Annotated in this window: 14 protein-coding genes; 10 read left to right on the top strand and 4 right to left on the bottom strand. The window is 45.5% G+C overall.

What is annotated here, in order from left to right:
* From PY364_RS21745 to PY364_RS21725, 5 genes are all read left to right on the top strand, one after another.
* On the top strand, positions 1–869 hold an 869-nt coding region (locus PY364_RS21745), incomplete at its 5' end, for a helicase C-terminal domain-containing protein (protein ID WP_275526199.1).
* Between the two features lie 36 nt (positions 870–905).
* The gene (locus PY364_RS21740) at positions 906–5246 is read left to right on the top strand and encodes a PAS domain S-box protein (protein WP_275526197.1); all 4341 of its coding nucleotides are present in this window, start codon (positions 906–908) and stop codon (positions 5244–5246) included.
* Positions 5247–5310: 64 nt separating this feature from the next.
* Positions 5311–5523 (top strand): DUF2839 domain-containing protein, encoded by a 213-nt coding sequence (locus tag PY364_RS21735; RefSeq protein ID WP_275526195.1) that lies wholly within the window; start codon positions 5311–5313, stop codon positions 5521–5523.
* Between the two features lie 407 nt (positions 5524–5930).
* Positions 5931–6275, top strand: a complete 345-nt coding sequence (locus tag PY364_RS21730; protein ID WP_275526193.1) for a DUF1815 family protein — start codon at positions 5931–5933, stop codon at positions 6273–6275.
* 180 nt (positions 6276–6455) lie between these two features.
* Positions 6456–7349, top strand: coding sequence for an alpha/beta hydrolase (locus tag PY364_RS21725; protein ID WP_275526191.1), 894 nt, complete (start codon positions 6456–6458; stop codon positions 7347–7349).
* Between the two features lie 99 nt (positions 7350–7448).
* Here the strand turns inward: PY364_RS21725 and recA are convergent, their stop codons facing one another.
* Positions 7449–8528 carry a recombinase RecA gene (gene recA / locus PY364_RS21720; RefSeq protein ID WP_275526189.1) on the bottom strand — a complete coding sequence of 360 codons (1080 nt, stop codon included), beginning with the start codon at positions 8526–8528 and terminating at the stop codon, positions 7449–7451.
* Positions 8529–8558: 30 nt separating this feature from the next.
* On the opposite strand from recA, the gene PY364_RS21715 reads away from it, so the two are divergent.
* Positions 8559–8750: a hypothetical protein gene (locus PY364_RS21715; RefSeq protein ID WP_275526187.1), complete on the top strand. Its 192-nt coding sequence runs from the start codon at positions 8559–8561 to the stop codon at positions 8748–8750.
* Between the two features lie 145 nt (positions 8751–8895).
* On the opposite strand, the gene PY364_RS21710 is transcribed toward PY364_RS21715, so the two are convergent.
* Genes PY364_RS21710 through murF form a run of 3 tightly spaced genes read right to left on the bottom strand, consistent with a single transcriptional unit; the run spans position 8896 to position 10869 of the window.
* Positions 8896–9201, bottom strand: a complete 306-nt coding sequence (locus PY364_RS21710; protein ID WP_275526185.1) for a type II toxin-antitoxin system RelE/ParE family toxin — start codon at positions 9199–9201, stop codon at positions 8896–8898.
* Positions 9170–9445 (bottom strand): hypothetical protein, encoded by a 276-nt coding sequence (locus PY364_RS21705; RefSeq protein WP_275526200.1) that lies wholly within the window; start codon positions 9443–9445, stop codon positions 9170–9172. The genes PY364_RS21710 and PY364_RS21705 overlap by 32 nt, the downstream gene beginning before the upstream one ends.
* Positions 9446–9504: 59 nt before the next feature.
* A complete protein-coding gene (murF, locus tag PY364_RS21700) occupies positions 9505–10869 on the bottom strand; it encodes a UDP-N-acetylmuramoyl-tripeptide--D-alanyl-D-alanine ligase (RefSeq protein ID WP_275526184.1) in 1365 nt (454 codons plus the stop codon).
* Between the two features lie 464 nt (positions 10870–11333).
* On the opposite strand from murF, the gene PY364_RS21695 reads away from it, so the two are divergent.
* The 4 genes from PY364_RS21695 to PY364_RS21680 all read left to right on the top strand — a co-directional run bounded on the left by PY364_RS21695 (position 11334) and on the right by PY364_RS21680 (position 15214).
* A complete protein-coding gene (locus PY364_RS21695) occupies positions 11334–12638 on the top strand; it encodes a hypothetical protein (RefSeq protein WP_275526183.1) in 1305 nt (434 codons plus the stop codon).
* 190 nt (positions 12639–12828) lie between these two features.
* Complete coding sequence (locus tag PY364_RS21690; protein ID WP_275526181.1) at positions 12829–13164, top strand: RNA-binding protein; 336 nt, start codon at positions 12829–12831, stop codon at positions 13162–13164.
* A gap of 116 nt (positions 13165–13280) precedes the next feature.
* The gene (gene rpsU, locus PY364_RS21685) at positions 13281–13460 is read left to right on the top strand and encodes a 30S ribosomal protein S21 (RefSeq protein WP_272029618.1); all 180 of its coding nucleotides are present in this window, start codon (positions 13281–13283) and stop codon (positions 13458–13460) included.
* 269 nt (positions 13461–13729) lie between these two features.
* Positions 13730–15214 carry a GTP-binding protein gene (locus tag PY364_RS21680; protein WP_275526179.1) on the top strand — a complete coding sequence of 495 codons (1485 nt, stop codon included), beginning with the start codon at positions 13730–13732 and terminating at the stop codon, positions 15212–15214.
* Positions 15215–15249: the final 35 nt, after the last annotated feature.

The following is a 15249-nucleotide window of genomic DNA, read 5'->3' as shown; positions in this document are numbered from 1 at the left end:
CCTCCCCATCTCCCTCATCCTTCCATCCCCAAACTCCTTGGAGCAATTTTTGGCAGCAGTGGCAAAGTGGGGGTCAACTCAAGTGGGCGGAAATTTCGCGATCGCAAGGCTCATTTTCCCTATACTGCGCTCCCGTTGAAGTTGCTACAGTTTTGAGCAAAATCTGGCCACAGCAACCAGTAGTTTTAATTGGTGGGGCCTTGGATTTAGAGCCAAAAGCTTTGATTTATCGGCAAGCAGTAGGTCTTCCAGACATTACCTGCGTCAAATTTTCGCCCGATCGCCACAACGAACTAATTCAACTTTACGTCCCCGATCGGCTACCCATGCCGAATACACCGCAATTTCAGGGGGCTGTGATTCAGGAAATCCGCACAATACTATGTATGAGCGCATCGGTTCCGGGGTTAGCGGTGTTGCTGATTGGAGATGTGCCCTTGAAGGCTCAGGTGGGTGCGATTTTTGCTTCTGAATTTGGTTCTAGAGTGCAGGTAGAAAAAACCGATTTAGATGAGAATGGGATTTTGGTGACTGGGTGGGAATTTTGGCGCGAAAATCAGGGGAAATTGCCTGCGCCTTACTTGCTGGCGATCGCAACTTTGCCTTTACCTTCCTTGGAAAATCCCCTAGTAGCGGCGCGAGTAGCTTATTACAAAGAACAGCGGAAAGATTGGTTTCGCCAGTACCTATTACCAGAGGCCCTTAATGAGTTGCAGAGGGCGATCGCGCCTGTGAGGGAGCGTCAAGGGGTTGTTGCTCTTTTTGATAGTCGCGTGCTCCATCGTAGCTATGGCAATCAAGTTTTAGCCGCCCTTAGCCCCTTCGCTCGAATTGACTATTTAGACACAACTTGGCTAACTCAAGCTTAAAGTAAAAATACTCCCCGATCGCACGGAAAACTGACCATGAATCGAGCTTCGCGCACCATCTTAATTGTCGATGACTCTTCTAAAGCTCGAGAACTCTATCGGGGATATCTGCTGTGCGATCGCGAGTATGACTACACCATCCTGGAAGCAGGGCTAGGACAACAAGGATTAGACCTCTGGCAGCAACAACAACTAGATGCCGTTTTGCTTAATTATCGCTTGCCAGACATGGATGGAATGGACTTTCTAAGCAAGCTACAACCCTCGAAACAAAGGTTCGGTTTGCCTGTAATTGTGATGACTAGAAAGGGCAATGAAGCGATCGCCGTTCAAGCAATGAAAGCAGGCGCACAAGATTATCTGATCGAGGAGCAAATGACTGAGGAAGGGTTACATCTAGCAGTCAATAGAGCAATTGAAACAGTACAGCTACGTACCCAACTGCAACAGCGGATCGATCGAGAACACCTAGTCGCACAGATTACCCAGCAAATTTCCCAATCACTGGATTTAGACCAAATTCTGCAAACAACGGTGACAGAAGTGCGACAATTTCTGCACGCCGATCGCGTCCTGGTTTTGCGATTGGAACCGAATGGCAACGGGAAGGTAATTGCAGAATCAGTGAGGGAACAATGGCGATCGCTACTCTCCTCCACAATTTACGATCCCTGCCTCCCTGACTTTCAAGTCAAAGCCAATCTAGTTGTACCAATCCTACACGGCTACCAGTTTTGGGGGTGGCTGATTGCTCATCACTGTGCTACCTCTCGAACGTGGCAGCCTTTAGAGATTGACTTACTTAAACAACTGTCAATCCAGGTGGGCATCGCACTAAGGCAGGCAGAACTTTATCAGCAAGCACAGCATGAATTAGCGGAACGCCAGCAGCTAGAAGTAGCACTAAAAGAGAGCGAAGAACGCCTACAAGTGGCACTGAAAGCCTCTCGCATGGGAACGTGGAACTGGAATCTCCAGACGGGAAAAATTACCTGGTCAGATAATCTAGAAGCCTTATTTGGACTGGAACCAGGAGAGTTTGATGGCTCCTTCGAGATGTTTGTGGCTCGACTGCATCCCAACGATCGCGATCGCGTCCAGTCAGCCGTCGAGCGTGCGATCGCGACTGGGGAAAACTATGATATTGAATTTCGGATAGTCTACCCCAACGGCAACATTCGGTGGGCAATGACCCAGGGCAAAGTGCTTTATGACCAAAATGGGCAACCGATGCGGATGACCGGCATCGATCTCGATATCACAGAGCGCAAACGAGCGATCGAAGCTTTGCAGCATAGTGAGGAACGCTTCCGTCAGCTTGCCGAGAATATTAATGCCGTGTTCTGGATCAAAGAGATACCGGAAAACCGAGTCTCCTATGTCAGTCCTGCCTATCAACACCTCTGGGGATGGAATCCACAAGAATTATATGAAGATCAACAGGTATGGGTCAATCATATTTATCCAGACGATCGTGAAGGGGCTAACAGAGCGTTTCAAGAAAAAGCAGCCGCAGGCAAATTTGATGAAGAATACCGTATTGTCTTAGCAGATGGCAATATTCGCTGGGTTCGCGATCGCTGCTTTCCGCTTCGAGATCGAGCAGGAGACATTTATCGGTTTACAGGCATTGCTGAAGATATCACCGATCGCAAACAAACCGAAGTAGAACTTCAGGAAGGGCGGATACAACTGCAACAGCAATTAGCTGAAATTGAAGCCATTTATCAAAACGCTCCCATTGGTTTAGCTGTCTTAGATGCCCAACTGCGGTTTGTCCAAGTTAATCAGCGACTAGCAGAGATCAATGGTTATTCCATTGAAGCTCATCTTGGTCGCACGATTCGTGAGTTGTTGCCAAATCTAGCTGATGCCGCAGAGGCAATCCTGCGTCCTATTCTAGAAACCGGAGAACCGCTGCTCAATGTGGAAATCCGGGGGGAAACCCCGGCCCAGCCAGGTGTACCGCGCATCTGGTTAGAACACTTTTTACCCCTCAAGCATGACGATCGCGTAATTGGCATCAGCACAGTATGCCAAGAGATTACTGAGCGTATGCAGACAGAACTCCTGTTGCGGGAAAGCGAAGAGCGCTTTCGCACCTTGGCAGACAATATGTCACAATTTGCCTGGATGGCAAACCCCAGCGGCGGCATCTTCTGGTATAACCGTCGTTGGTTCGATTACACGGGTACCACGTTAGAAGAAATGCAGGGGTGGGGCTGGCAGAAAGTACACCACCCCGATCATGTCGATCGCGTGGTTGAATATATCCGTAGCTGCTTTGAAACAGGCACGACATGGGAAGATATCTTTCCTCTACGGGCTAAAGATGGCACTTATCGCTGGTTTCTGTCCCGTGCCATCCCCATCAAAGACGAGGATGGCAATATTGTCTGCTGGTTTGGCACAAATACCGACATTGAAGATCGTAAACAGGCAGAGGAAGTCTTACGTCAATCTGAGGAGCGCTATCGTACTCTATTTGAGTCTATGAATGAAGGCTTTTGTGTCATCGAAATGCTGTTTGACGAAGACGATAGACCTATCGATTACCGCTTCTTGGAAATTAATCCGGTATTTGAGCAACAAACGGGACTCAAACAAGCACAGGGTAAAACGGCGCGTCAGCTTCTTCCAACTCTGGAACATCATTGGTTTGAGATTTACGGTAACGTCGCGTTGACAGGGAAACCTGCCCGCTTTGAAAATGGCTCTGAAGTGATGAACCGATGGTTTGATGTTTCCGCCTTCCGTGTTGGGGAGCCAGAGAGCCGCAAAGTTGCTATCCTCTTCAAAGATATTAGCGATCGCAAACAGACAGAGAAAGCATTACGCCAAAGCGAGGAACGCTATCGGTGTTTAGCAGAATTAATTCCACAATTGGTCTGGACAGCTAACGCCGAAGGAGCGTTACTGGATGTCAATCAACGCTGGTCTGATTTCACAGGGTTAACGCTGGAACAAGTTCACACAAATGGATGGGAACGGGTTGTCCATTCAGAAGATTTACCCGCTTTGTTTCAAAAGTGGACGGAAGCAGTAGAACAAGGTACTTCTTATCAAGCTGAAGGTCGGATGCGGCGAGCAGATGGAGTGTATCGCTGGCATCTACACCAAGCAATTGGGCAAAAAAATGAGCAAGGTCAAATTGTTAAATGGTTTGGCACTGCAACTGATATTGAAGCGCAAAAACAACTAGAAGTAGAACGCGATCGCCTATTGCACTTAGAACAAACCGCACGGGAAGCCGCAGAACGCGCTAACTGCATCAAAGATGAGTTTTTAGCAATTTTGTCTCACGAATTGCGATCGCCCCTCAATCCCATCCTGGGCTGGACAAAACTGCTACAAACTCGCAAATTCGATGAAATCAAAACTGCTGAAGCCTTAGCTACTATTGAACGCAATGCCAAATTACAATGCCAACTGATTGATGACTTGCTGGATGTTGCTAAGATTCTGCGCGGTAAACTCAGCATGGATACTACTCCAGTCAATCTGGTATTTGTGATTGAATCTGCGATCGATACAGTCAGAACAGCAGCAGTTTCTAAATCAATTCTGTTACATTCGGTAGTGCCAAATATTGGGCAAGTTGCTGGGGATTCCACCCGCCTTCAGCAAATAGTTTGGAACTTACTGTCTAACGCCATCAAATTTACCCCCAACGGAGGACGGGTAGAAATCCGAATAGAGCGAGTTAAAGATAACGCCCATATTATTGTGAGCGACACGGGCAAAGGCATTAACCCTGCTTTTCTCCCATATATTTTTGAGTCGTTTCGCCAGGAAGATGTTTCAATTACTCGCAAGTATGGAGGATTGGGGTTGGGATTGGCGATCGTGCGACACTTGGTTGAGGCTCATGGAGGAACGATCTCTGCCGATAGTCCGGGTGAAGGATATGGAGCTACTTTTACTGTCAGATTGCCCTTGTTAAATCTTGCACCAGAATCGAATCAGACCAACAAATTATTCGAGCAAGAACCTGACTTGACTGGAATTCGAGTCTTGACTGTTGACGATGACCCGGATGCCCGTGAGTTGCTGATAGTAATCCTCACAGAGTACGGAGCAGAGGTTATGACCGTTTCATCTGCTGCGGAAGTTTTCACGGCTTTGGAATCCTTTCAACCCGATATTTTAATCAGTGATATCGGTATGCCAGAAATTGATGGCTACACGCTTCTGCAACTGGTGCGAACTCTATCTCCTGAAAAGGGTGGGCAGATTCCCGCGATCGCGCTGACTGCCTATGCTGGAGAGGTAGACGAACAGCGTGCCTTAACCGTTGGATTTCAACGGCATATTACAAAACCCATTGAGCCAAACCAATTAGCTCAAGCTGTGGTAATGCTTATGAGGGCTAATTAATTTCTCTTTCCCCCTTCCCATATAATGTAATTTCAGTTGCAATCTAAAATTACCTACAAAAATTATGGGCGAATCCAAACGTCGTAAAGAAGCTCTCAAAGAGGACTACGGCAAAGAACAACCAATCCTTTCCTGGCTACCAATTACTAAAGGCCAAAGTGAAAGTTTTATCAAGTGGACGACTAGGATAAGCTGGCTCGGCATTGGGCTCCTGATTGCTGGCTGGGTGACAGTACGATTTGTCGGCCCTTCCTTTGGCTGGTGGGAAGTCAACTGATACCAAGTCTCCAAATTCTTGATACAATCTGCATTAGCATCAGCCGGCTTCAGCAATGAGCGAGTGTCGTAACCGTCTTGACGGTTGCGATAACAAGGATTTATTGCTGCTATTAGATATTTGTATCTCTAGCATTTCCAAACCGATCTCAACCTCGTTCAGGAACTAGGCCTTTATCTCTTGAGTCCATGAAACTAGAGGGGTTGGGCTAAATGTTGCTAATGTTGCTGTTGATACTTTGCTTAGATTGTTAGTCAGTTAACCTAAGACAACCAAGCCGAAGGAGTCATTACCCAGATGATTTATTCAGCATAGTGAAGTTATAGTAAGCATACACCTAAAACCCAATTCTTAAAAAAATATAAAATTGGGTCTTAAAATTAAGGTGTGGTGATAGGAGGACAACTGTGTTTCTGAGACTTGCAGAGCAACACCGCAAATTCGTACAAGACTTGGTGATGAACCTTCAAGCCTTGGCGATCGTGCTGGAGAAGCGAGGTTATTTGGCATCCTGCTACACTTGCGGGGGTCAAATGAATAGCGCCTCGTTTATGGTCAGCTTGGCGGATAATCACTTAATTCGGTTTTTAGTATCGGATTATGGGATTACTTGGACGGAGATGCGTGATGACCGCGAATTAATGAAGCTGGAGGGCGCTGAAGCCATCAGCCAGCTACAGGAACTAGCAAACCTGGTGAAGTACCAAATTCAACCTTCTGAAGCTGTTCCAACGGCGGCCCAGCGAGTTTAGTCAGTGGGAGGTCAAGGGGTTGAAAGTTTTGAGCAGAAGTACCATGCCCGATCGCAGCAGGATTGGATGCCCAAAATGTTAGTCTAAAGATGGACGATAAAGACATTAAACATTGGGTAGCCCACCTGCGCGATCGCTGTGAGGGTCTCGGCTCCTAGTATTTGGATTAACTTGCAGGCTATGACGCTTTTAGAGTCTGATTGGGAACATTTTTTTGTTGAAACGAATAACATCCGGTTGCACTGCGTTACTCAAGGTCAGGGGGAGCTAGTTTTACTCCTACATGGGTTTCCAGAGTTTTGGTATTCTTGGCGCTATCAAATTCCGGCCTTAGCGCGTCATTTCAAAGTTGTAGTACCGGATTTACGAGGCTACAATGATTCAGACAAGCCTGAGAGCGGTTATGATTTAGATACCCTCAGCGCTGATATTCGGGGTTTAATTGACCGTTTGGGGTATGTAAAAGCTCACGTAGTCGGTCATGATTGGGGAGGTGCGATCGCGTGGCACTTAGCTCAAAAATTCCCCCACTACCTCAACCGCTTAGCAATTTTAAACGCGCCACATCCCCAGCGTTTTGTCCAAGAAATGGCTAGTAACCTGGATCAAATTCGCCGCAGTTGGTATATTTTTGCTTTCCAGATTCCAGGCATCCCAGAGTGGTTAATCCAGCAGAATTTAAAAGATTTTGTCAAAGCTGCTTTGCAAGGTCAAGCAGTTCGTAAAGGTGCTTTTAGCGCTGAAGAAACGAAGATTTATCAGACTGCTTTAGAAAAGCCTGGAGTTTTGGGGGCGGCCCTCAATTATTATCGGCAATTATTTAATCATTTGGCCTGGAATTGGGGTCAGAAGACTGATTTGATAACTGCACCAACTTTGGTTTTATGGGGAGAAGATGATGCTTTTTTGAGTAAGAAACTCACTGAAGGTTTAGATCGGTTAATTGCCGCTCCTTTTCAGTTAAAATTAGTACCTCATTGTGGACACTGGATTCAACAGGAAGCTCCCCAAACTGTGAATAGGGAATTACTGAATTTTTTGCGGGATTCTTCTGTGTCTTTAGTAACGACTTAGATTATTCTCTAATCGGTTTAGATAGAGTGGGCGCTGCCACAACAATATATTTTTTATCGCAAAGGAAAGGATAAATTGTAACCGCGCCCACCCTACGACTTAAGCTTCTTCTAAATCTTCTGCCTCTTCATTTTCTTCTGCATCAATAGGAGCAACAGAGTTAGCCGAAACAACGGCTCCGCTGGCTAATTTTTGACGCACTAACTGCTCAATTTGAGCTTTAAACTCAGGATTTTCGTCAGTATATTTAATCGTAGTTTCCCGACCTTGACCGATGTTGTCGCCATTGTAACTGTACCAAGAACCTTTTTTGGTAATGATTCCAGTTTCTTCAGCCAAATCAACTAAACAGCCTGTAGTAGAGATACCTTTGCCAAATACAATGTCAAATTCCGCAATGCGGAAAGGAGGAGCAACTTTATTTTTGGCGACTTTGACTTTGACGCGGTTGCCATACTCTTCTGTGCCTTTTTTGAGGCTTTGGATGCGACGGATATCAAGTCGCACGCTGGCATAGAATTTGAGAGCGTTACCGCCCGTTGTCGTTTCCGGGTTTCCGTAAGTGATGCCGATTTTTTGCCGCAGTTGGTTGAGGAAAATAACAGTACAGCCGGATTTGCCAATATTACCAGTGATTTTGCGAAGCGCTTGGCTCATTAGTCGAGCTTGCAAACCCATGTGGGAGTCGCCCATGTCGCCTTCAATTTCGGCGCGGGGTACGAGGGCGGCTACGGAGTCAACGACAACTATATCAACGGCGACGGAACGGACGAGCTGATCGACGATTTCTAGGGCCATCTCGCCCGTATCGGGTTGGGAAACGAGGAGATTGACAATATCAACGCCGAGGACTGAGGCGTAGCTGGGGTCGAGGGCGTGTTCGGCATCTACGAAGGCGGCGATACCTCCTGATTTTTGCACTTCTGCGATCGCGTGTAGCGCTAGTGTGGTTTTACCTGAACTTTCTGGGCCATAGATTTCAATAACTCGACCTTTAGGCAATCCGCCGCCCAAGGCGATGTCTAGTGTCAACGCCCCGCTGGGTATCGTCTCTACCCTCATCCGGGTAGCGTCTCCAAGGCGGACGATCGCTCCTTTGCCAAAGCTGCGCTCGATTTGGTTGAGCACTAGGTTTAGAGCTTTTTGTTTTTCGGGGTTATCACCAATTTTTATAGCCATTTGTTTTCTAGCTTAAAGTAGAGGGCGGTGGTGCAGAGAGGGCAGAGTTACTACCATGACAAGTGGTATGGTAGCAGTTATTTTAGTCTGTCGGGGGGGCTAATATCTATTTCAGCAATGCGATCGCCGTCGGCTGGTTTTGCCTGCTGTGTTTATGGCTTGGCTGCTCGTGAAACACTGATTCTCCCTTCAGACTCTTTAAAGTTTTATATCATACTTTGATTTTTTTGTCAACCTGTACTTCCGAGGGGATACATGAACCGCCAGACAGGCGGTTAACGTGAGTGATGCCTAAGTCCTGTATTTGCTATCAATCACTTCCATAAAATTCTGATAAAATGGCGATAATTTCGTTGTTGTTAATGTCTTATCGGTCAGATTTTGAGTAAATAGTTAATAGGAGTATGCTTGTCGATGATTCAACTTGGTAAATCAGTCGATACCCGGAACTTGTTCCTTTTTGGATATTACTATTTTTAACTCTTACCTTCAAGATGACATAATCTTCACCCACGCCGGAAATGCGGTTTCCGACAAAATCTCCCGCTTGTATTTGCTCGATAATGGACTGAATATCGGTGCGGATATTACGATATCTTTTTGATAATTCGCGCAGGTTTCTCCGATACTGTGGGGTCAGGTCAATTTGAACTAAAGGTAATTCCTTCGGCATCAATTCCCTCCCACATTTCAGAAAGTGGTATGCGTTTTCCTTCTTTAGCTTCCTGTAAGGCTATCCTGAGACTAGCTTTGATTTCTTCTATGGGAGTATCGTCTGGGTCATTTTCGAGTTCTTCTTTAGTTTCTGAGAATAGTACAATAATTCGCACTCTACTGGGGGTTTCTCCTTCTATGGGTTGGTCGAGATACACTTGACCTTTTTCATCAATTGTTCCTGTTACTTCAATAGCTCTCATTTGTTTCATCTTAATTTCAGTTGGATTTAGCATAACACGCCTTTGGTAATTGTTAACTGTCAACTGTTAACTGTTAACAGCTCTACAACGCGATTTAATTCAACCGAATGGGAAGCTTTAAATAAGATGCGATCGCCAGATTTTATAAACTCTTTCAAACGCTTCGCCATCGTCTCCCGCGCATCAACTTGGGTGATATCTCCTAGTTCAACAAAAGGCAAGCCAGCCGCGCCATTTGCGATTGCTGAAGCTTCCTCAAAATCTGCCAAAATAAATAAAGCATCAAGATTCAAATACCGCGCCAGCGCGCCTACTTGTCTGTGAAACTCAAGCGATCGATTCCCCAACTCCTTCATCGTACCCAACACTGCAATATGCCGCTTTCCGGGAGTATCTGCTAATAGCTTCAAAGCCGCAGTCATCGATTCTAAACCTGCATTATAAGTCTCATCCAGAATGACAATATCATTAGCTAACTCGTAGCGTTTAGCCCTTCCTGACGGTAATTCAACCGACAAACCACGCTTTAAAGACTTCCAACTTACACCCAAACTCTTTGCTACTGCTAAAGCTGCTAAATAATTTGCCGCATTGTGACGACCAGGTAAGGGTAAAGGCAGCTTTATACCATTGAGAGATATTGTCTGATTATCAATAAATTCTGGACACAAATCGCCCTTATCTAAGCCGTAAGCAATGGTTTTACCTTTCCAGACTTTTGCAGCGGTTGCCATTAATAGATCGTTGTCACTATTAAGAATTGCTAGGCTGTTCTTCGGCATTTCAGCTAATAATTCGCACTTAGCTTTTGCAATTGCTTCTCTAGAACCAAGCCGCCCAATATGCGCTGTTCCCACATTTGTAATTACTGCAATTGTTGGCCGCGCAATTTGACTCAAAAGTGCAATTTCTCCAGGGCCCCGCATTCCCATTTCAATGACAGCATACTGATGTGACTCTGAAAGTTCTAATAGAGTTTTTGGGACTCCGATTTCATTGTTATAATTTAATTCAGTTTTGAGGACATTTCCCTTGGTTGTCAAAACCGCTGCAATTAATTCTTTAGTGGTAGTTTTGCCGACAGAACCGGTGACAGCAATTACGGGAATATTAAATTGGTCGCGCCACCAACGAGCGATCGCCTGATAAGCTTTTAAAGTATCATCAACCCGTAATAGCGGGAGCTTTAAACCATCGCTTTCCCAAGTGCGATCGACAACAGCCGCGATCGCGCCCAATTCCAACGCCTTAGCGACAAATTTGTGGCCGTCAAAATTTTCTCCCCGCAAAGCCACAAACACCTCACCACCCTTGAGATTCCGCGTATCTGTCGCTATACCCGTTGCGATCGCACTTTCAGACTGTACCGGCGGTGGAACAGCCAAAATTTCAGCTAATTGGGCGGGGGTGACGCGACAAACCATAACCAACACTCACAGTTCAAAATTATTTAGCTTAACTATTCTAATACATCCATAATCGTGTTATTGATTTCTCAGTGTAGGGATTGCACTGACTCATTTATTTATTGTCTCTCCGTGTTTGTACTTAGCATCTGCAAAAACCTTGATTGTGGAGTAGGCGCGTCACCATTGAACACCCGGTTTTACCTTCCAAAAAGGGTTTGACCTCCCGTCTAAGGCTTTGACCCCCTCACCCCGTCACCTAAACGCGAAGATTTACGCAACTTTTATGCAAACTTTACAAATTTTAGAGTAATTTTTAACCCTCCTACTTGAAAGTAGCAAGCACTTCGTGTAATCTTTAAATTAGGACTTAGTTTAGAGTTAAAAAAATAATAATTAACTTAACCTAAGATCGAGCGCCCAGCAATCCCAAAGCAGATAGCGCTAAAAAATTCTAGCTAAGCGAGGGAAGGTGACTTCAAGTGAACAATACTTTGACAGAGGGTTACAACCGAGAAAGCCATCCAGAAGAGCAACTACTCTACAACCACTGGCTAGACCAAGTGCAGTTAGAGCAACCAGCGGAGCTCATAGAGCGCTTTCGCAGTTTATTCATTGAAGGTGTGGGATATCCCAATCGCGAAATAGCGACGGCTCTTGAAAAGCTGATCGCCTCCAAAAACGCGGAAGACGAATTTAAGTTCATCCTCAACCGCTGCTGTCACATCCTGATCAACCGTTGGCAAACTTATCCCGCCAAGCATACAGCTATCCCCGAATTAATCAGTCTATTTGAATGTATCCCCTCCAACCCACCCACAAAGTATTTACGCAACCGTAGCAAAAGAGGGCTACCCGAATTAGTCAAACAATTCACCAAAACTGAACAGTACGTAACGCTACAACGCTTGGCAAAAGTAATGAGCCAAAGCCGAGAAGCAAACAGCAGTAGCAACAGCAACACAGCCCAAACTAGGCCTTTAGGAACATTAATTCCCCGGTATCCATACTTATATAAACACTGCTTACTCAGTGAAGGAAGTCCCTCCGAACATCAGAAAACCATCAAAAAAATTCAAACTGAAAATCAGCGGCAATTTGAAATCGATCTCTCCCAATACGTAGCTCACGCAGTGAGAAAATCCCAAATAGCTCGCAGAGAAACCTCAGTATCCTTCGGGAGAATTATACAACCCATTAAAAACCCGACTCTTTTGAACGATAGCGAGCTCTTTTTCGCTCTCAAACAATTCATTGGCAAAGTTGAAGGAGCCGATAGCTATCGGAATTTTGCCCACCGCTTTCTCAGCAATACCAACTACAACCAATCTTACCGCGCCTTTAAAGATGACTTATACGAATACCTGATTACTACCACCAACGACTCAACCTATGGCAAACAGCAATTTAACGAAAAACTCTATAAACAACTAAGAAACACCTTTCCCCAAAGCGACTCCCAAAAATTCACAGACTTCTTAATGATCAGAACTTGCAGCCAACTGTTAAACTTTCTGGTAGTCGAAAGTCCTCAGCGCCCCAACCACTTTGTGTTCATAGACCTAATTTCTAACGTGGGCGCAACCCAAACAACCGGTCTCCTGCTGAAAATCGTGCTGATTTGCCGTCAAGTCAAACCCTATCTAGAAAAGCGGTTTGCAATTCTATTCAACCACTACGAATCCACAGCGCGAGAAGGAGTCCTCTGGTTAGTCAAAGGTCTCGAAAATCTAAACTTAGCTCTGAGTACCAACTTTGGCTCACTCGACCTTTCCTACCTCCGCTAAGAAAAGACGAGTCAACTAGGGATAAAACCCACGATAGATCGGCAATTTTATGTTAAAGTACCAGTTATGAATCAGATTCGGTTGTAGGCTTTGTTTACTGCTACAGAATTGTAAAAAAATCCCACCTTCTGTACCAACAGGCATTTCTCCAAAGCTGAATCTTTACATAATTTAATGCTGGAGAAATTCTATGTCGCTCTATGTAGGCAATCTTTCCTACCAAGTTACCCAAGAAGACATCATTACCGTCTTTGCCGAATATGGAACTGTCAAGCGCGTACACTTGCCTACAGACCGTGAAACTGGTCGTCTGCGAGGGTTTGGTTTTGTAGAAATGGCAACCGACGCAGAAGAAGACGCAGCTATTGCAGCTCTCGACGGGGCAGAATGGATGGGACGGGATCTGAAAGTAAACAAAGCTAAACCCCGCGAAGAAGGAGGGGACAGAGGCGGTGGTAATCGGGGCGGCGGCAATCGGGGCGGTAACAGCGGTAAATCTTCTAGAGGAGGAGGGGGGCGCTATTAAATTAGAAGCACTAGGATTTAAGATTTAAGATTAAGGGAAAATGTAAAATAGTGTCAAAATTCGATAGCCTAGTAATTGCATAACCTTTAGTTAGGAATTACAAGGAAGTAGGAAGAATGACTCAAGTGCTACTCGGCGAAAATGAGAGAATTGAATCTGCCTTGCGCCGATTCAAGCGTCAAGTCTCTAGTGCAGGGATTTTGGCAGATGTCAAGAAGCGCCGACACTTTGAAACTCCGCTGGAAAAGCGCAAGCGCAAAGCCGTTGCGCGACGGCGCGACAGGCGTTTCCGGTAAGGGGATTATGCCTTGACTTACATTGCGGGAGCCGTCATGTTCCGCCCATATTGACTGCAAAGCGTGGCATCTGCCCACTTGGTTTCCGCAGTTATAAATTAGTAAAGGCGGTCTTTGCGGTTAAGGCAAAGTCCGCTTTTAAATTGTTAACTGTTAATTGTTAACTGTTAATTGTTAATTGTTAACTGTTAACTGTTAAGAACCTATTTATTCTTTCCCTTCTTTCCCTAGCCCCTAGCCCCTAGCCCCTAGCCCCTAGCTATATATTAATGGAAATCGACAAAGAACTTGACAATACAATTTTAAGCTTCGCAGATATTCAGTCCGAACTGAACTTGCGCCACGCAAGAGAAGCTCTACGAGACATAGTAGAAAATATGGACTTGACACCCCAAGAGCGAAGCGGGCTCGAACCCGCCATTGGAGGGTTACAAAAAATGCTCGACAAGTTAGAGCGAACTTGCGTGCAAATAGCAGTATTTGGCATGGTAGGGCGCGGTAAATCTTCAGTTTTGAATGCTCTGCTAGGTCAAAATATCTTTGAAACTGGCCCGACTCACGGCGTTACCCGCAATATGACAATTGGTGAGTGGGATATAGGCCAAGAAGAGATAGGAAGTAGGGGAGATGAGGGCAAAAAATTAGGGGTAAAGGGACAATTGCCAGTGCTTGCTAATGCTCCGATTGTTTATCGCTTATCCCAGGTTGAATTAATCGATACTCCGGGGATTGATGAAGTAGATGGCGAGACTCGCGAAGCTTTGGCGCGTCAGGTGGCTAAACAGGCTGATTTAATTCTATTTGTTGTTGCTGGTGATATCACAAAAGTTGAATACGAAGCGCTTTCTCAGTTGCGAGAAGCTGGTAAACCGATGCTTTTAGTATTCAATAAAATTGACCAATATCCTGATGCCGATCGCATTGCTATCTATCACAAAATTCGGGACGATCGGGTGCGGGAGTTGCTGTCGCCTGATGAAATTGTGATGGCGGCGGCTTCGCCTTTGATACCTAATGCTGTGAGACGTGCTGATGGCACTATGAATGTCAAAATGACTCGCGGAGCGCCGCAAATAGATGATTTAAAACTTAAGATTCTGGAGATTTTAGACCGGGAAGGTAAATCTTTGGTGGCTCTGAATACGATGCTCTATGCGGGTGATGTCAACGAGCAGTTAGTGAAGCGAAAGATGGAGATTCGCGAGGATAGTGCTAATAAAATTATTTGGAATGGGGTGATGACTAAGGCGGTGGCGATCGCGCTGAATCCGATTACTATTCTGGATATTATCAGCGGCGCTGTAATTGATGTAGCGATGGTATTAACGCTGTCAAAGCTTTACGGAATTGGGATGACGGAAGCGGGGGCGGTGGAACTGTTGCAAAAAATGGCGATTAGTATGGGTGGTATTACTGCGAGTGAATTGGTGGCTAATTTTGGTTTGAGTTCTCTTAAAGGTTTGTTGGGAATGGCTGCACCTGTAACGGGTGGCTTGTCTTTAGCGCCTTATTTATCTGTTGCGGTAACTCAAGCTGGGGTTGCTGGGGTTTCTTCCTATGGAATTGGACAGGTGACAAAGGCTTATTTGGCTAATGGCGCGTCTTGGGGTGATGATGGGCCGAAGGCTGTTGTTAGTAGGATTTTGGCTTCTTTGGATGAGGGTTCTATTTTGAATAGGATTAAGGATGAATTGCGGGCTAAGTTGAATTTGGGTGAGGTGGGAAGGGTGAGAAAAGAGCGGTCTGAAGCTTAAGTTTATATAACTCAGGACTTAGGCAAAAAATCCCC

This window comes from Kamptonema sp. UHCC 0994 (assembly GCF_029167235.1).
In the GTDB taxonomy this organism is placed as follows: Bacteria; Cyanobacteriota; Cyanobacteriia; order Cyanobacteriales; family Microcoleaceae; genus Kamptonema.
This window is presented reverse-complemented; position numbering and strand designations above follow the sequence as displayed.

Excerpts from the sequence above, each read along its gene's own strand:
- PY364_RS21725 (WP_275526191.1), top strand. The coding sequence starts at position 6,456 with ATGACGCTTTTAGAGTCTGATTGGGAACATTTTTTTGTTGAAACGAAT.
- PY364_RS21735 (WP_275526195.1), top strand. The coding sequence starts at position 5,311 with ATGGGCGAATCCAAACGTCGTAAAGAAGCTCTCAAAGAGGACTACGGC.
- PY364_RS21740 (WP_275526197.1), top strand. The coding sequence starts at position 906 with ATGAATCGAGCTTCGCGCACCATCTTAATTGTCGATGACTCTTCTAAA.
- murF (WP_275526184.1), bottom strand. The coding sequence starts at position 10,869 with ATGGTTTGTCGCGTCACCCCCGCCCAATTAGCTGAAATTTTGGCTGTT.
- rpsU (WP_272029618.1), top strand. The coding sequence starts at position 13,281 with ATGACTCAAGTGCTACTCGGCGAAAATGAGAGAATTGAATCTGCCTTG.
- recA (WP_275526189.1), bottom strand. The coding sequence starts at position 8,528 with ATGGCTATAAAAATTGGTGATAACCCCGAAAAACAAAAAGCTCTAAAC.
- PY364_RS21690 (WP_275526181.1), top strand. The coding sequence starts at position 12,829 with ATGTCGCTCTATGTAGGCAATCTTTCCTACCAAGTTACCCAAGAAGAC.
- PY364_RS21710 (WP_275526185.1), bottom strand. The coding sequence starts at position 9,201 with ATGCCGAAGGAATTACCTTTAGTTCAAATTGACCTGACCCCACAGTAT.
- PY364_RS21680 (WP_275526179.1), top strand. The coding sequence starts at position 13,730 with ATGGAAATCGACAAAGAACTTGACAATACAATTTTAAGCTTCGCAGAT.
- PY364_RS21705 (WP_275526200.1), bottom strand. The coding sequence starts at position 9,445 with ATGAGAGCTATTGAAGTAACAGGAACAATTGATGAAAAAGGTCAAGTG.